The organism is Pseudomonas sp. ADAK7 (assembly GCF_012935675.1).
Lineage (GTDB): Bacteria > Pseudomonadota > Gammaproteobacteria > Pseudomonadales > Pseudomonadaceae > Aquipseudomonas.
In genome coordinates, this window is record NZ_CP052861.1 from 3,125,149 (window position 1) to 3,140,449 (window position 15,301).

A 15,301-nucleotide genomic window follows, 5' to 3' on the forward strand; every position below is an offset into this window, starting at 1 on the left:
CATGATGATTGCCTCTCCCTGGCGCGCCGATTTTCCGGCCATCGCCGCTCTGCAACGGCAAGACCAGACCTATCTGGACAACGCCGCCACCACGCAAAAACCCCAAGCCCTGCTGGATGCCCTGGCGCATTACTACGCCAATGGCGCGGCCAACGTGCATCGGGCGCAACACTTGCCCGGCGCCCACGCCACCCAGGCGTTCGAGGACAGCCGCAGCAAAGTCGCGCAATGGCTCAACGCCGGCGACTGCGGACAAATCATCTTTACCCACGGCGCGACTTCGGCGCTGAACCTCCTGGCCTATGGCCTGGAACACGTATTCAATCCGGGCGATGAAATTGTCATCAGCGCCCTGGAGCACCACGCCAACCTGTTGCCCTGGCAGCAACTGGCCTTGCGTCGCGACCTGAAACTGCTGATCTTGCCGCTGGATGCCGACGGCGTGATCGATCTCGCAGCCGCCGCGCAGTTGATCGGCCCGCGCACCCGATTGCTGGCGGTCAGTCAGCTGTCCAACGTGCTCGGGGTCTGGCAACCGCTGCCCGAGTTGCTGGCGCTGGCCAAGACGCACAACGCCCTGACCGTGGTCGATGGCGCCCAAGGCGTGGTCCATGGCCGGCATGACGTACAGGCGCTGGGCTGCGACTTCTACGTGTTTTCCAGCCACAAGCTCTACGGCCCCGATGGCCTGGGCGTGCTGTTCGGCCGCAATGCGGCCCTTGAACAACTGCGACCATGGCAATTCGGCGGCGAAATGGTGCTGGACGCCAACTACCACGACGCGCGCTTCCGCCCTGCACCGCTGGGTTTCGAAGCTGGTACACCGCCGATTGCCAGTGTGATTGGTCTGGGGGCGACCCTGGATTACCTCGCCGGGCTGGATCAGGACGCGGTGTGCGCCCATGAAGCCGCGTTGCATGACTACTTGTTCAAAGGTCTTGAGGCGCGTAACGGCATTCGTTTATTGGGCAAACCGCAACTCGCATTGGCCAGTTTTGTCGTCGAGGGTGTGCATAACTCTGATTTGGCGCACTTGCTGACCGAACAAGGGATCGCCGTGCGCGCCGGTCATCATTGCGCCATGCCGTTGCTCAAAAGCTTCGAACTGGCCGGGGCGATTCGGGTGTCGCTGGCGCTGTACAACGACTCTGAGGATCTGGAGCGGTTCTTTGAAGCGCTGGATCAGGCGCTGGAGTTGCTGCGATGAGCTTGCCGGCCGATGCGGTGTTGGCGCTGGAAACCTTTCAGCAGGCCGGAAGCTGGGAACAGCGGGCGCGGTTGTTGATGCAGTGGGGCGAGCGTCTGCCGGCGTTGAGCGATGTGGAAAAGGTCGATGCCAACCGCGTGCATGGCTGTGAAAGCCAGGTGTGGTTGGTGGGGGCGTTGCAGGATGGCCACTGGCAATTCAGCGCCAGCAGCGATGCACGGTTGATTCGCGGGTTGGTGGCGTTGTTGCTGGCGCGAGTTAATGGGTTGTCGGCGGTTGAGTTGCGGCAGGTGGATTTGCCGGAGTGGTTCAGTCAGCTTGGGCTGAGCCGGCAGTTGTCACCGTCGCGCAGTAATGGCCTGAATGCCGTGTTACAGCGGATGAATGAGTTGGCTCAGTAACTGATGACCGATCGTTCCCACGCTCTGCGTGGGAATGCCTCAAGGGACGCTCCGCGTTCCAGCTCTCGAAAGGGACGCGGAGCGTCCCGGGCTGCATTCCCACGCAGAGCGTGGGAACGATCACGGTTCAAGCAGGTTTAACCCGATCCGAAGGGCGACGCACACCCGCCACAATCTTATCCACAGCCTTGGTCGCCGCGACCATGCCGAACGTCGCCGTCACCATCATCACCGCGCCAAACCCGCCGGCGCAGTCGAGCTTCACGCCATCGCCGACAAAACTCTTCTGCAAACAAATGCTGCCATCCGGTTTCGGGTAGCGCAGTTGCTCGGTCGAAAACACGCACGGCACGCTGTAATGGCGGGTCACGGTGCGGGAGAAGTTGTAATCGCGGCGCAATGTCGAGCGCACTTTTGAGGCCAACGGGTCATTGAACGTGCGGTTCAAGTCGCAGACCTGGATCAGCGTCGGATCAATCTGCCCGCCCGCGCCGCCGGTGGTAATGATCTGGATCTTGCGGCGTTTGCACCAGGCAATCAGCGCAGCCTTGGCGTTGACGCTGTCGATGCAGTCGATCACGCAATCGATGTTCGGCGTGATGTACTCGGCCATGGTCTCGCGGGTGACGAAATCCGCTACCGTGTGCACCGTGCAGTCCGGGTTGATCCCGCGCAGGCGCTCGGCCATCACTTCGACCTTGGGCTTGCCGACGGTGCTGTCCAGCGCATGCAACTGCCGGTTGGCGTTGCTGACGCAGACGTCGTCCAGATCGAACAGTGAAATCTCGCCCACGCCACACCGGGCCACGGCTTCCGCCGCCCAGGAACCGACGCCACCGACGCCGACAATCGCTACATGGGCCGCGCGCAAACGCTCCAGGCCTTCGATGCCATACAACCGAGCGATGCCGGCAAACCGCGGATCTTCTGTACTCATGACCATTACCCCAAAAACCGGCGCGCATTATAGGGCTTCGCAGCGACAAGTTTTAAGCTTCACGCTACAAGTGTAAGAACTTAAGACAAACTTCAGTGCCAAATGTGAGGCTTTTCCCTGCCTGCTGTACGGTAAGGGAAAGCACGGTGTAGGATGCGCGCCCCTTGGCAGCATGCCGACCGTTCCTTCGTTCCACAGCCTCTGGAACCCGAAAAAGCTATGTCATCGCGTAAATTTGGACTCAACCTGGTCGTGGTGCTCGCCATCGCAGCCTTGTTTACCGGCTTCTGGGCGCTAATCAACCGCCCGGTCACCGCCCCCAACTGGCCTGAACAGATCTCCGGTTTTTCCTACTCGCCCTTTCAACAAGGCCAGTACCCACAGAAAGACCAGTTCCCGACCGACGATGAAATGCGTCGCGACCTGGAGATCATGAGCAAGCTGACGGACAACATCCGTACCTACTCGGTCGACGGCACGCTGCAGGACATTCCCAAGCTGGCGGAAGAGTTCGGCCTGCGGGTGACCCTGGGGATCTGGATCAGCCCGGACCAGGAGCGCAACGAACGCGAGATCCTGCGCGCCATCGAACTGGCCAACACTTCCCGCAGCGTGGTTCGCGTGGTTGTAGGCAACGAGGCGATCTTCCGTAAGGAAATTACCGCCGCCGAACTCAGCGTCATCCTCGACCGCGTGCGCGCCGCCGTAAAAGTGCCGGTGACCACGTCCGAGCAGTGGCACGTCTGGGAAGAGCACCCGGAACTGGCCAAGCACGTTGACCTGATCGCCGCCCACGTTCTGCCGTACTGGGAATTCGTCCCGGTGGACAAGGCCGGGCAGTTCGTCCTCGACCGCGCCCGGGACCTGAAAAAGATGTTCCCGAAAAAACCGCTGCTGCTTTCGGAGGTTGGCTGGCCGAGCAACGGCCGCATGCGTGGCGGCACCGATTCGAGTCCGGCGGACCAGGCGATCTACCTGCGCACCCTGGTCAACAAGCTTAACCGCCAAGGCTTCAACTACTTCGTGATCGAAGCGTTTGACCAGCCGTGGAAAGCCACGGACGAAGGTTCGGTGGGCGCGTATTGGGGCGTGTTCAACGCCGCGCGCCAGCAGAAATTCAACTTCGAAGGCCCAGTCGTCGCGATCCCGCAATGGCGGGTGCTGGCGATCGGCTCGGCCGTATTGGCCCTGCTGTCGCTGACCTTGCTGATGATCGACGGCTCGGCCCTGCGCCAGCGTGGCCGCACCTTCCTGACCTTTATCGCGTTCTTGTGCGGTTCGGTTCTGGTGTGGATCGGTTATGACTACAGCCAGCAATACAGCACCTGGTTCAGCCTGACGGTGGGCTTCTTGCTCGCCCTCGGTGCGCTCGGGGTGTTCATCGTGTTGCTGACTGAAGCCCATGAACTGGCCGAAGCGGTCTGGACTCACAAGCGCCGGCGAGAATTCCTGCCGGTGGTGGGAGATTCGGACTACCGACCAAAAGTCTCGATTCACGTACCGTGCTACAACGAACCGCCGGAGATGGTCAAACAGACCCTCAACGCCCTGGCCAACCTCGACTATCCGGACTTCGAAGTCCTGATCATCGACAACAACACCAAGGACCCGGCGGTCTGGGAACCGGTGCGCGATTACTGCGAAACCCTCGGCCCGCGCTTCAAGTTCTTCCACGTCGCCCCATTGGCTGGTTTCAAGGGCGGCGCGCTGAACTACTTGATCCCGCACACCGCCAAGGATGCCGAAGTGATTGCGGTGATCGACTCGGACTACTGCGTCGACCCGAACTGGCTCAAGCACATGGTGCCGCACTTCGCCGATCCGAAAATCGCCGTGGTGCAGTCGCCACAGGATTATCGCGACCAGAACGAAAGCACCTTCAAGAAGCTCTGCTATGCGGAATACAAAGGCTTCTTCCACATTGGCATGGTCACCCGTAACGACCGTGACGCGATCATCCAGCACGGCACCATGACCATGACCCGCCGTTCGGTGCTCGAGGAACTGGGTTGGGCTGACTGGTGCATCTGTGAAGACGCCGAGTTGGGTCTGCGGGTGTTCGAAAAAGGCCTGTCGGCAGCGTATTACCACACCAGCTACGGCAAAGGCCTGATGCCGGATACCTTTATCGACTTCAAGAAACAGCGTTTCCGCTGGGCTTATGGCGCGATTCAGATCATCAAGCGTCACACCGCCAGTTTGCTGCGCGGCAAGGACACCGAACTGACCCGTGGCCAGCGTTACCACTTCCTCGCGGGCTGGTTGCCGTGGGTCGCGGATGGCATGAACATCTTCTTCACCGTCGGCGCGCTGTTGTGGTCGGCGGCGATGATCATCGTGCCGCAACGGGTCGACCCACCGCTGCTGATTTTCGCGATCCCGCCGTTGGCGCTGTTCGTGTTCAAGGTGGCCAAGATCATCTTCCTGTATCGCCGTGCGGTCGGGGTCAACCTCAAGGACGCGTTCTGCGCGGCGCTGGCCGGTTTGGCGTTGTCGCACACCATCGCCAAAGCGGTGCTGTACGGCTTCTTCACCAGCAGCATTCCGTTCTTCCGTACGCCGAAAAACGCCGACAACCACGGCTTCTGGGTGGCGATTTCGGAAGCGCGGGAAGAGGTGTTCATCATGCTGCTGTTGTGGGGCGCGGCGCTGGGGATCTTCCTGGTGCAGGGCTTGCCGAGCAACGACATCCGCTTCTGGGTGATCATGTTGTTGGTGCAGTCGCTGCCGTACCTGGCGGCGCTGATCATGGCGTTCCTGTCTTCGCTGCCGAAACCGGCTGCCGAGCCTGAGCCGCTACCAGCCGTCTAAATCCGTACAGATGCACTAAACGGCGGCCAATGGCCGCCGTTTTGCTTTAAGATAACCGCCATTTTGCGCGCCCCAGCCTAACCCCCGTAGGAGCGAGGCTTGCCCGCGAATGAAGCGACTCGGTGTAACAGATACACCGCATTATCGTTCTTCGCGGGCAAGCCTCGCTCCTACACAAGAGCTTCCGGAGTTTTCCATGACGGCCCACGCCGACCTTTCGCCGACCCTTCAACTCGCCATCGACCTGATCCGCCGTCCGTCCGTGACGCCGGTCGACGCCGATTGCCAGAAGCAGATGATGCAGCGCCTGGGCGATGCCGGTTTCATGCTTGAGCCAATGCGCATCGAAGATGTGGATAACTTCTGGGCCACCCACGGTAAACACGACGGTCCGGTGCTGTGCTTCGCCGGTCACACCGATGTGGTGCCGACCGGTCCCGTGACCGCCTGGCAGATCGACCCGTTCAACGCCGTGATTGATGAACACGGCATGCTGTGCGGGCGTGGCGCAGCGGACATGAAAGGCAGCCTCGCCTCGATGACCGTGGCCGCCGAGCGTTTTGTCGCCGACTACCCGGATCACAAAGGCAAAGTCGCCTTTCTGATCACCAGCGACGAAGAAGGCCCGGCGCACCACGGCACCAAAGCCGTGATCGAACGCCTCGCCGCGCGCAAGGAACGTCTGGACTGGTGCATCGTCGGCGAGCCGTCGAGCACCACTCTGGTCGGTGACGTGGTCAAGAATGGCCGTCGCGGCTCCCTCGGCGCCAAGCTGACCGTACGCGGTATTCAGGGCCACGTGGCCTATCCACACCTGGCGAAAAACCCGATCCACCTCGCTGCTCCGGCATTAGCCGAACTGGCCGCCGAGCATTGGGACCACGGGAATGATTTCTTCCCGCCGACCAGCTTCCAAATTTCCAACGTGAATTCCGGCACCGGCGCGACCAACGTGATTCCGGGTGATCTGGTGGCGGTGTTCAACTTCCGCTTCTCCACCGAATCCACCGTCGAAGGCCTGCAAAAACGCGTGGCCGACATCCTCGACAAGCATGGCCTGGACTGGCACATCGACTGGGCACTGTCCGGCCTGCCGTTCCTCACCGAACCGGGCGCCCTGCTGGATGCCGTGGCGTCGAGCATCAAGGACATCACCGGTCGCGAAACCAAAGCCTCCACCAGCGGCGGCACGTCCGACGGGCGCTTCATCGCGACCATGGGCACGCAAGTGGTTGAGCTGGGGCCGGTCAACGCGACAATTCACCAGGTCAACGAGCGGGTGCTGGCGGCTGATCTCGACGTGCTGACCGAAATCTACTACCAGACCCTGATCAAGTTGCTCGCCTGATGCTGGCCTGCCCGATCTGCAGCGAACCGCTGAGCGCGGTGGACAACGGCGTCGCTTGCCCCGCCGGGCATCGTTTCGACCGCGCGCGCCAGGGTTACCTGAACCTGTTGCCGGTGCAGCACAAGAACAGCCGCGATCCAGGGGATAACCTGGCGATGGTCGAGGCCCGCCGCGATTTCCTGAACGCCGGGCATTACGCGCCGGTGGCCAAGCGCCTGGCCGAGTTGGCAGCGCAGTACGCGCCGCAGCGCTGGCTCGACATCGGTTGTGGCGAGGGTTATTACACCGCGCAAATCGCCGAGGCCTTGCCCAATGCTGACGGCTACGCCCTCGACATCTCCAAGGAAGCGGTGAAACGCGCCTGCAAACGCAACCCCGAGCTGACCTGGTTGATCGCCAGCATGGCGCGGGTGCCGTTGGCGTCCGGCAGTTGCCAGTTTCTCGCCAGCGTGTTCAGCCCGTTGGACTGGGAAGAAGCCAAGCGGCTGCTCAGCCCCGGCGGTGGTTTGATGAAAGTCGGCCCGACCAGCGGCCACCTGATGGAATTGCGCGAAAGTCTGTACGACGAAGTCCGTGAGTACACCGACGACAAGCACCTGGCCCTGGTGCCGGAAGGCATGGCGCTGGCGCACAGTGAAACCCTGGAATTCAAATTGATACTGGAAAGTGGCCAGGACCGTGCCAACCTGTTGGCCATGACGCCCCACGGCTGGCGCGCCAGTGCCGAACGGCGCGCGGCGGTCATCGAGCAGGTCGAGCCGTTCGAGGTCACCGTGTCGATGCGTTACGATTACTTCGTACTTCAATAATTTTGGTCTCGAGCAACAGCTTGAGGCCGGCTAAATCCGCGAATGGATTTTTCAAGACCGCAGTGAGGACATCCATGCGCCAACCCGATATCGAGATTTACCTGAAAGACGCCGACGTCGACTACAAAGCCGTCGCCGATTGGCTCAGCGTAGCGTTGGGCCCGTGCAGTGAGTGGGTCAAGAAGGGCCAGACCTACAAGTGCAAGGCCGGCAACGTACCCGTGACCTGGCTGCCGAAAGCCGTGGGCAAGTGGAACAGCCTGTACCTTGAAAGCGACCAGACCCCATGGGAAGACGACATCGCCTGCGCCCGCGCCGCCTTCACCGCGCTGAACGTCGAAGTACGTTGCGCGCCGGGTACGTGGGTCGAGGAAGAAGGTGAAGAGACGGCGGATCGCTGGATGCGCATCAGCGCTGATGGTGAAGAAGAGATCACCTGGAAAACCGCTTGAAGTAGCAGGTCCTGACAACGCCAGGACCTGCGCTGCTCTCGGCCACTGTCAGCGCCAGTTGCCTACCACCTGATCAGCCTTGATGAATTCAAACCTGGCTGACTCGGTGGTCGTACTGGGCAGTGTCAGCTTGATCACTGGCACGGCCTTACTTGAGTACTTGTAAAAATCCTGCTGATTGAACCTGGCATTCGCCAAACCATTACGGGTGTAAAAGAATGCCTTGATCGGGAGGGTGGTGTGAATATTCTGCGGCCACGTGGCAAGGCGGATTTCATTCCAGGTATTGAACGACTCGGCGCCCAGTAACTTCATTGCCAAAATACCTTGATAAAACGCGTTTGCCGCCAGTTGCCCCTGGCTGGTTCTGACATTAAAACCGCATTGACGCTGGTACTTCTGCGCCCCCGCCCCCTGATTGTAATGAGTCAACCAACCCGCCGCCGTAGTGATCCCCTGCAACTCGCACGAGCGACTGACAGAGGGGTAATTACTCGACACGCCACAACCTTGATCCCCCCTGATATCACTGCCGCCATCCATTGGAAAGATACACAGGACCGGCACGTCGACCATTCCCTGGGGACGCGATTGCGGAGGGTAGAAGATGATTCCACTGGTATTCGGGTAAACCGCAGGAAAGGCTTTGAAAGCGGCATCCTTGCGAATGTAGAAAAACGAAACCCCACCGTTTTTTTGAGACAAGGGGCTGGGATTCCACGCGCGATACCCTGTGCCGTTTATCGTTGCCCGCAGAATGACACCAGAACACAGGACAGCAGGCAATGAGGCGCTACCGCAGTTTTGTCGGGTATCGGCGTATTGCTGATTCAGTTCATTCGCAACCCGCTGACCATCGCCTTCGGCCGCGGCACCGACGATTTTGATCGCCAGCGGCGACGACGTAATCAGACTGCCCGCGCCACCCACCTTGTAGGTGTAGGTGAGACTAACAGTGCGATTTAGATTTTTAGTGATCCACGCCTTGGGCAGGTAAAACGTCAGCACGCCGACCGTAGACACCGTCTGAATCGGTGCATCGCGCAACTCCACACCGCTCAGACGCACACCGACCGTATCGCGGGGCGCCAATGTCGGATAACTCACCTGCACGGTGGCATTGGCGCCCAGGGTTTCGGCATTCAACTCACCGGCCGTCGCCTCGACCACCTTGAATACAGACGGGCCCGCAACGACCGTAAACACACGGGTCAGCCCCCAGGCTGACGTTTTGCCATCAAGCAATTGTCGCCCAGCCATCGAAAAGGGCCCCGGCGCCAACTCCAACGCACTGCGACCTGTCCACTGCCCCTGAGCATCAACCGTGGCACTGACCAGGACGTTGTTGATTTGGCCACTTTGCATGACTTGCACAGTCGCCCCCGGAATGCCCGTACCGGAGAGTAAAGGGTAGCGGCCGTTCAGGCTGCCCTGCAGCGGGCTGGCAATTACCGGAGCAGTGGGCGCGTCAACGACAGTAAACACACGCGTCAGGCCCCAAGCCGATGTTTTGCCATCAAGCGTCTGTCGCCCAGCCATCGAAAAGGAACCCGGAGCCAACTCCAAAGCACTGCGACCTGTCCACTGACGATGAGCATCAACCGTGGTACTAACCAGTACTTTGTTGATTTGGCTACTCTGCATGACTTGCACGGTGGCTCCCGGAATGCCCGTGCCGGAAAGCAGCGGATACCGGCCGCTCTGGCTGCTCTGCAGCGGGTTTTCAATCACCGGAGCAACGGGCGCGTCAACGACGGTAAACACCCGCGTCAGGCCCCAGGCCGATGTTTGGCCGCCGAGGGTCTGCCGGCCAGCCATGGAAAAGGAGCCCGGCGCCAACTCCAACGCACTGCGGGCAGCCCAGCGCCCATTCGCGCCTACGACGGTGCTGACCACGACACGGTTGATCTGGCTGCTTTGCATCACTTGCACCGTTGCTCCCGGCGCCCCTGTACCGGAGAGCAATGGATAACGGCCGTTTAGACTGCTTTGCGTGGGGGTCTCGATGACTGGGGCGGCGGGTGCCGACGCTTGCGAAACTGACAAGGCACCGGCAAACCCACCATTAGCCTCAGCCGGCGGCACAATCGCCCGACCATCAGCGAGCTTGCCAGCGTCATCATGGGGAGCACTCGCACAACCGGCCAGTAAAATGAACAACAACAGAATCAGCCAACATTTCATCGTCATTTTCCTTCAGCGAGACGGGCTTCTTTAGTTGAAGCAAGTCCCTGAAGGAAAAATATAAGGCTATGGATTTTTCAACGTCTACTGTCAGATATGACAGGTGGCCAAGTATCCAGCATTGAGACATGGCATGGCAGTGAGCAGCCACTAAGGCATCCCGCAAGGGCGACGGTGAACAGATGATCTGCAAAATTTCTGATGGGAAACACAACAGCCCCGCATGAGCGCAGCTTGCTGCGAAGCTTTTAGCGCCAGTGATGACGCCTTCGCGGGCAAGCTTCGCTCGGGTGATGTGTGATTCGAAGAATCGGTTTACAGACCTAGGACATCCTCAGCCTGCAACCCCTTCTCCCCTGTCACCACGGCGTATTCAACCTGCTGGCCCTCAGCCAGCGAACGGTGGCCTTCGCCACGTATCGCGCGGTAGTGCACGAACACGTCCACCCCGTCCTCGCGTTGAATGAAGCCGTAGCCCTTGGCGTCGTTGAACCACTTCACATTGCCGGTTTCGCGCGTTGCCATGTATCAGTCCCTCTTCTTTTTATTTTGAGCGGTCGAGTATATGACAGCCGCAAAAACTCTCAACTCAAGATTACTTGGCCGCTTTTTTGCCGATTTTCGGCGAATCCGGCACACTGTCAGCCCCCCGAGCAACTGCTCGGTTTTATTCACTCACGCAGAAGCCGTATGACCCGCTCCCCGTTCCGTCGTCTTGTGTTTGGCACCCTGCGCCGACTGTTGTACCTCTGGGTTCGCTCGGAGACGATCAACCAGTCGTCCCTAACCCTCAACCTCGACCGCAGCCGTCCGGTGTTCTACGTCCTGCAAAACCCTTCGCTGACCGACCTGGCCGTGGTCGACGCCGAGTGCACCAAGGCCGGCCTGCCGCGGCCGGTGCTGCCGGTGTCGGTGGGTAACCTGCTGGAGCCTGCCGCGTTCTTCTATCTGACGCCGGAGCCCGACTGGCTCGGCCGCCAGGACAAACGCGGCGCGCCGCCGACCCTGACCCGCCTGGTCAGCGCCCTGAGCCAGAACGCCGCCGAAGATGCGCAGATCATTCCGGTCAGCGTGTTCTGGGGTCAGTCGCCGGACAGCGAGTCGAGCCCGTGGAAGCTGTTGTTTGCCGATAGCTGGGCGGTCACCGGGCGTTTGCGCCGCTTGCTCAGCATCATCGTGCTGGGGCGCAAGACCCGCGTGCAGTTCTCGGCGCCGATCCATTTGCGCGAGCTGATCGAGCACAACAAGGGCCACGAGCGCACCGTGCGCATGGCCCAGCGGATCCTGCGGGTACACTTCCGCAACCTCAAAGCCGCCGTCATCGGCCCGGACATTTCCCACCGTCGCAACCTGGTCAAAGGTCTGCTGAATCAGCCACTGGTCAAACAAGCGATCCTCGACGAAGCCGAGCGCGAGAACATCTCCCCGGAGAAAGCCAAGGCCCAGGCCCTGCGCTACGGCAACGAGATCGCCTCGGACTACACCTACACCGCCATCCGCTTTCTGGAAGTGGTGCTGAGCTGGTTCTGGAACAAGATTTACGATGGGGTGAAGGTCAACCACATCGAAGGCGTGCAGAAAGTCGCCCAGGGTCACGAAGTGATCTACGTGCCCTGCCACCGCAGCCACATCGATTACCTGCTGCTTTCGTATTTGCTGTTCCGCAACGGCCTGACCCCGCCGCACATTGCCGCCGGGATCAACCTGAACATGCCGGTGATCGGCAGCCTGCTGCGTCGCGGCGGCGCGTTTTTCATGCGCCGTACCTTCAAGGGCAACCCGCTCTATACCTCGGTGTTCAACGAATACCTGCACACCCTGTTCACCAAGGGCTTCCCGGTGGAGTACTTCGTCGAGGGTGGCCGTTCGCGCACCGGGCGCATGCTGCAACCGAAAACAGGGATGCTGGCGATCACCCTGCGCAGCTTCCTGCGTTCGTCGCGCATGCCCATCGTGTTCATCCCGGTTTACATCGGTTATGAGCGTGTTCTGGAAGGCCGGACCTACCTCGGTGAACTGCGCGGCGCGAGCAAGAAGAAAGAATCGATCTTCGATATTTTCAAAGTCATCGGCGCGCTCAAGCAGCGCTTCGGCCAGGTGGCGGTGAATTTCGGCGAACCGATCAAACTGGCGGAATTCCTCGACAGCGAGCAGCCGGACTGGCGCCAACAGGAACTCGGCCCACAGTTCAAACCGGCCTGGCTCAACGAAACCACTAACCGTCTCGGCGAAAAAGTCGCGCAGCATTTGAACGAAGCCGCCGCGATCAACCCGGTGAACCTGGTGGCGCTTGCGCTGCTGTCCACCACTCGTCTGGCGCTGGACGATCGCGCCATGGCGCGGGTGCTCGATTTGTATCTGGCGCTGTTGCGCAAGGTGCCGTACTCGCCGCACACCACGCTGCCGGAAGGTGACGGTCGGGCGCTGATCGAGCACGTGAAGGACATGGACTTGCTGTCCGAGCAGAGCGATGCCTTGGGCAAGATTCTGTATCTGGATGAGCAGAACGCCGTCCTCATGACCTACTACCGCAACAACGTGTTGCACATCTTCGCGCTGCCGGCGCTGCTGGCGAGCTTCTTCCAGAGTGCGTCGCGCATGAGCCGCGAACAGATCCTGCGCTACACCCGCGCGCTGTATCCGTACCTGCAATCGGAGCTGTTCATTCGCTGGTCCATGGATGAACTGGAGGCGGTGGTCGATCAATGGCTCGAAGCCTTTGTCGAGCAAGGCCTGCTGCGATTCGAGAACGACGTGTACCTGCGTCCCGCGCCGAGTTCGCGGCACTTCGTGTTGCTGACGCTGCTGTCGAAAAGCATCGCCCAGACCCTGCAACGTTTCTACATGACGGTTTCCCTGCTGCTCAACAGCGGCCAGAACAGCATCAGCGCCGAAGAGCTGGAAGACCTCTGCACCGTCATGGCCCAGCGCCTGTCGATCCTGCATGGTCTGAACGCCCCGGAATTTTTCGACAAGAGCCTGTTCCGTCACTTTATCCAGACCCTGCTTGATCTGGACGTACTCAAGCGCGATGAAGCGGGCAAGCTGAGCTATCACGAATTGCTCGGCGAGTTGGCGGAAGGCGCGGCCAAGCGTGTGTTGCCGGCGGAGATTCGCTTGTCGATCCGTCAGGTGGCGTTACATCGCAGTGAAGATGCGGCTGACGCTAACCCGTTGTAACTTCCAGACAACTAACAAAGAAACAAGGACGTTTCTTTGTTAGTTAATTAAAAGATAAATTGGGTTTTTCATTATCACGATAAGGACATCGCGATGAGCCATCATTCAAACGTCACTCTAACTTTCAAGTTTCCACCTGCTTACGTAGCGCCAACAGATGGCGACTGCGAAACTCGAATCAACATTCAGGTCATTAATACTTCCCGTCCCATCAACGTGGTGAACTGGGTTCATCCCGCAATAGCGGATGGCCAATGGAACTTCTCCTTCCAGCACACGTATGTGGATGTCAGCGTCAAATATCAGATCAATATTCAACTCAGCCACAATCAAAAACCGTTACTGCTGGACCTGGATTACTTTGTCATTGTCGACAAGGCGCCCCATCGGCAGACACTTCACTTAAGTCCAATTGGGCAACTTTATATCGAAGCGCAACAACCAAAGCCTATCGAGCGTGATCAGGCAGTCACGATCCACGCCCATGAACATAATGAGCCGGGCGCTGAACTTGTACGCATTCACTGCGATGAAGAAACGGCCACAGCCTTTTACTTGAATTACGATCCGGCTCAAGCCGTACCAGGAAAACGCTACGCGCTAAAAGGCATGGAAAACAGGTTTGGCCAGAATATATCCGTGTCCCCTGATCTCGCCGTATTAGTGCCCTTTGGGTTCAAAGGCTGACACTTCAACTATTGACCTGTTGAGAGCGCTTGCTCGCCTGCCTGGTTTTTGATTTTCGACGTCTACCGCAAAATCCGCTAAATTCCCCGGGCGCCAGGCTTCTTCTGGCGCCAATGTCTCAGAGGCCCTTGATGAAAAAACTGACGCTTGTTTGTCTGACCAGCCTGCTCGGTGCTTGCCAGACCCTGCACCCTGGCGCCAAAACCAGCCTCGATGGCGAAGTGTTCTACCTGCAACGCATCGCCCTGCCGCCAAGCGCCACGTTGAGCGTCAGCCTGCAGGACGTGTCCCTGGCCGACGCGCCCGCCGTGGTGCTCGATGAGCAGAAAGGCCCGGTCAAAGGCCAGGTGCCGCTGCCGTTTCACCTGAGCTACGACCCGGCGCAGGTCAAACCCGGTCATCGTTACTCGGTCAGCGCGCGCATTGAAGTCAATGGTGAGCTGATGTTCATCACCACCGAGAACCACGCCGTGCAACTCGATGGCAACGATCCGCAACCGCTGAAAATCCGCGTCGACGCCGTCCGTTAATATCCCTTATTCGTACAAGGAAGCCGCCATGCTCCGCCCTACCCTTCGCTTCGCCGGCCTGTGCGCAGGCTTGATGATTTCCGCCAGCGCCCTCGCGCTGTCCCTCAGTGACCTGTCGCAACAAGACGCCACCGGCGGCCTGAAAGACGCCCTGACCCAAGGCGCGCAATTGGCCGTGAAACAACTCGGCACGCCGGGCGGGTTCAGCAACAACCCGGACGTGAAAATCGAACTGCCAGGCAAGCTGGGCAAAGTCGCCAGCAAGATGAAAGCCTTCGGCATGGGCGCCCAGGTTGATCAACTGGAAACCAGCATGAACAAAGCGGCGGAAACCGCCGTCACCCAGGCCCAGCCAATCCTGGTCGATGCCGTGAAAAAAATGAGCGTGGCCGATGCCAAGGGCATTCTCAGCGGCGGCAAGGACTCGGCCACCCAATACCTGGATAAATCCAGCCGCGAACAGATCCGCGCCAAGTTCCTGCCGATCGTCAAGCAAGCCACCGACCAAGTAGGCTTGGCCAAGCAATACAACTCGTTCGCCGGCCAAGCAGCGACTTTGGGTGTAGTCGACGCGAAGAGCGCCAACATCGAAAGCTACGTGACAGAGCAGGCGTTGAACGGCTTGTTCGAGATGATCGGCAAGCAGGAAGAAACCATTCGCCAGAACCCGGCAGCTGCGGCTACCAGTTTGGCCAAGAAAGTCTTCGGTACGCTGTAAACCCGTTGTTGATCGTTCCCACCGCGTGGGAACGATC

Annotated in this window: 13 protein-coding genes; 10 read left to right on the forward strand and 3 right to left on the reverse strand. The window is 59.8% G+C overall.

Annotation, left to right across the window (positions count from 1 at the left end):
* Window position 1: 1 nt before the first annotated feature.
* Both HKK53_RS14625 and HKK53_RS14630 read left to right on the forward strand, forming a co-directional pair.
* Complete coding sequence (locus HKK53_RS14625) at window positions 2–1,207, forward strand: aminotransferase class V-fold PLP-dependent enzyme (protein ID WP_169371400.1); 1,206 nt, start codon at window positions 2–4, stop codon at window positions 1,205–1,207.
* Window positions 1,204–1,608, forward strand: a complete 405-nt coding sequence (locus tag HKK53_RS14630) for a SufE family protein (RefSeq protein WP_169371401.1) — start codon at window positions 1,204–1,206, stop codon at window positions 1,606–1,608. Before HKK53_RS14625 ends, HKK53_RS14630 begins: the two co-directional genes overlap by 4 nt.
* 127 nt (window positions 1,609–1,735) lie before the next feature.
* Here the strand turns inward: HKK53_RS14630 and tcdA are convergent, their stop codons facing one another.
* A complete protein-coding gene (gene tcdA, locus HKK53_RS14635) occupies window positions 1,736–2,551 on the reverse strand; it encodes a tRNA cyclic N6-threonylcarbamoyladenosine(37) synthase TcdA (protein WP_442962285.1) in 816 nt (271 codons plus the stop codon).
* A gap of 213 nt (window positions 2,552–2,764) precedes the next feature.
* On the opposite strand from tcdA, the gene HKK53_RS14640 reads away from it, so the two are divergent.
* From HKK53_RS14640 to HKK53_RS14655, 4 genes are all read left to right on the forward strand, one after another.
* The gene (locus tag HKK53_RS14640) at window positions 2,765–5,356 is read left to right on the forward strand and encodes a glycosyltransferase (protein WP_169371403.1); all 2,592 of its coding nucleotides are present in this window, start codon (window positions 2,765–2,767) and stop codon (window positions 5,354–5,356) included.
* A gap of 196 nt (window positions 5,357–5,552) precedes the next feature.
* Window positions 5,553–6,704 carry a succinyl-diaminopimelate desuccinylase gene (dapE, locus tag HKK53_RS14645; RefSeq protein ID WP_169371404.1) on the forward strand — a complete coding sequence of 384 codons (1,152 nt, stop codon included), beginning with the start codon at window positions 5,553–5,555 and terminating at the stop codon, window positions 6,702–6,704.
* Window positions 6,704–7,513: a putative RNA methyltransferase gene (locus tag HKK53_RS14650; protein ID WP_169371405.1), complete on the forward strand. Its 810-nt coding sequence runs from the start codon at window positions 6,704–6,706 to the stop codon at window positions 7,511–7,513. The genes dapE and HKK53_RS14650 overlap by 1 nt, the downstream gene beginning before the upstream one ends.
* A gap of 74 nt (window positions 7,514–7,587) precedes the next feature.
* On the forward strand, window positions 7,588–7,965 hold the full coding sequence (locus HKK53_RS14655; protein WP_169371406.1) for a hypothetical protein: 378 nt from the start codon (window positions 7,588–7,590) through the stop codon (window positions 7,963–7,965).
* 48 nt (window positions 7,966–8,013) lie between these two features.
* Here HKK53_RS14655 and HKK53_RS14660 read toward each other — a convergent pair whose 3' ends face one another.
* Together HKK53_RS14660 and HKK53_RS14665 are read right to left on the reverse strand one after the other, a co-directional pair.
* A complete protein-coding gene (locus HKK53_RS14660) occupies window positions 8,014–10,149 on the reverse strand; it encodes a hypothetical protein (protein WP_169371407.1) in 2,136 nt (711 codons plus the stop codon).
* Window positions 10,150–10,464: 315 nt separating this feature from the next.
* A complete protein-coding gene (locus HKK53_RS14665) occupies window positions 10,465–10,674 on the reverse strand; it encodes a cold-shock protein (RefSeq protein WP_169371408.1) in 210 nt (69 codons plus the stop codon).
* A 165-nt stretch (window positions 10,675–10,839) separates the two neighbouring features.
* Here HKK53_RS14665 and plsB point away from each other — a divergent pair, with 165 nt between their 5' ends.
* The 4 genes from plsB (at window position 10,840) to HKK53_RS14685 (ending at window position 15,264) form a co-directional block, all read left to right on the forward strand.
* Window positions 10,840–13,329 carry a glycerol-3-phosphate 1-O-acyltransferase PlsB gene (plsB, locus tag HKK53_RS14670; protein ID WP_169371409.1) on the forward strand — a complete coding sequence of 830 codons (2,490 nt, stop codon included), beginning with the start codon at window positions 10,840–10,842 and terminating at the stop codon, window positions 13,327–13,329.
* Window positions 13,330–13,422: 93 nt separating this feature from the next.
* Window positions 13,423–14,016 carry a hypothetical protein gene (locus HKK53_RS14675; RefSeq protein WP_169371410.1) on the forward strand — a complete coding sequence of 198 codons (594 nt, stop codon included), beginning with the start codon at window positions 13,423–13,425 and terminating at the stop codon, window positions 14,014–14,016.
* A 131-nt stretch (window positions 14,017–14,147) separates the two neighbouring features.
* Complete coding sequence (locus tag HKK53_RS14680; protein ID WP_169371411.1) at window positions 14,148–14,546, forward strand: YbaY family lipoprotein; 399 nt, start codon at window positions 14,148–14,150, stop codon at window positions 14,544–14,546.
* Window positions 14,547–14,574: 28 nt separating this feature from the next.
* A complete protein-coding gene (locus HKK53_RS14685; protein WP_169371412.1) occupies window positions 14,575–15,264 on the forward strand; it encodes a DUF4197 domain-containing protein in 690 nt (229 codons plus the stop codon).
* The last annotated feature ends 37 nt before the right edge of the window (window positions 15,265–15,301 follow it).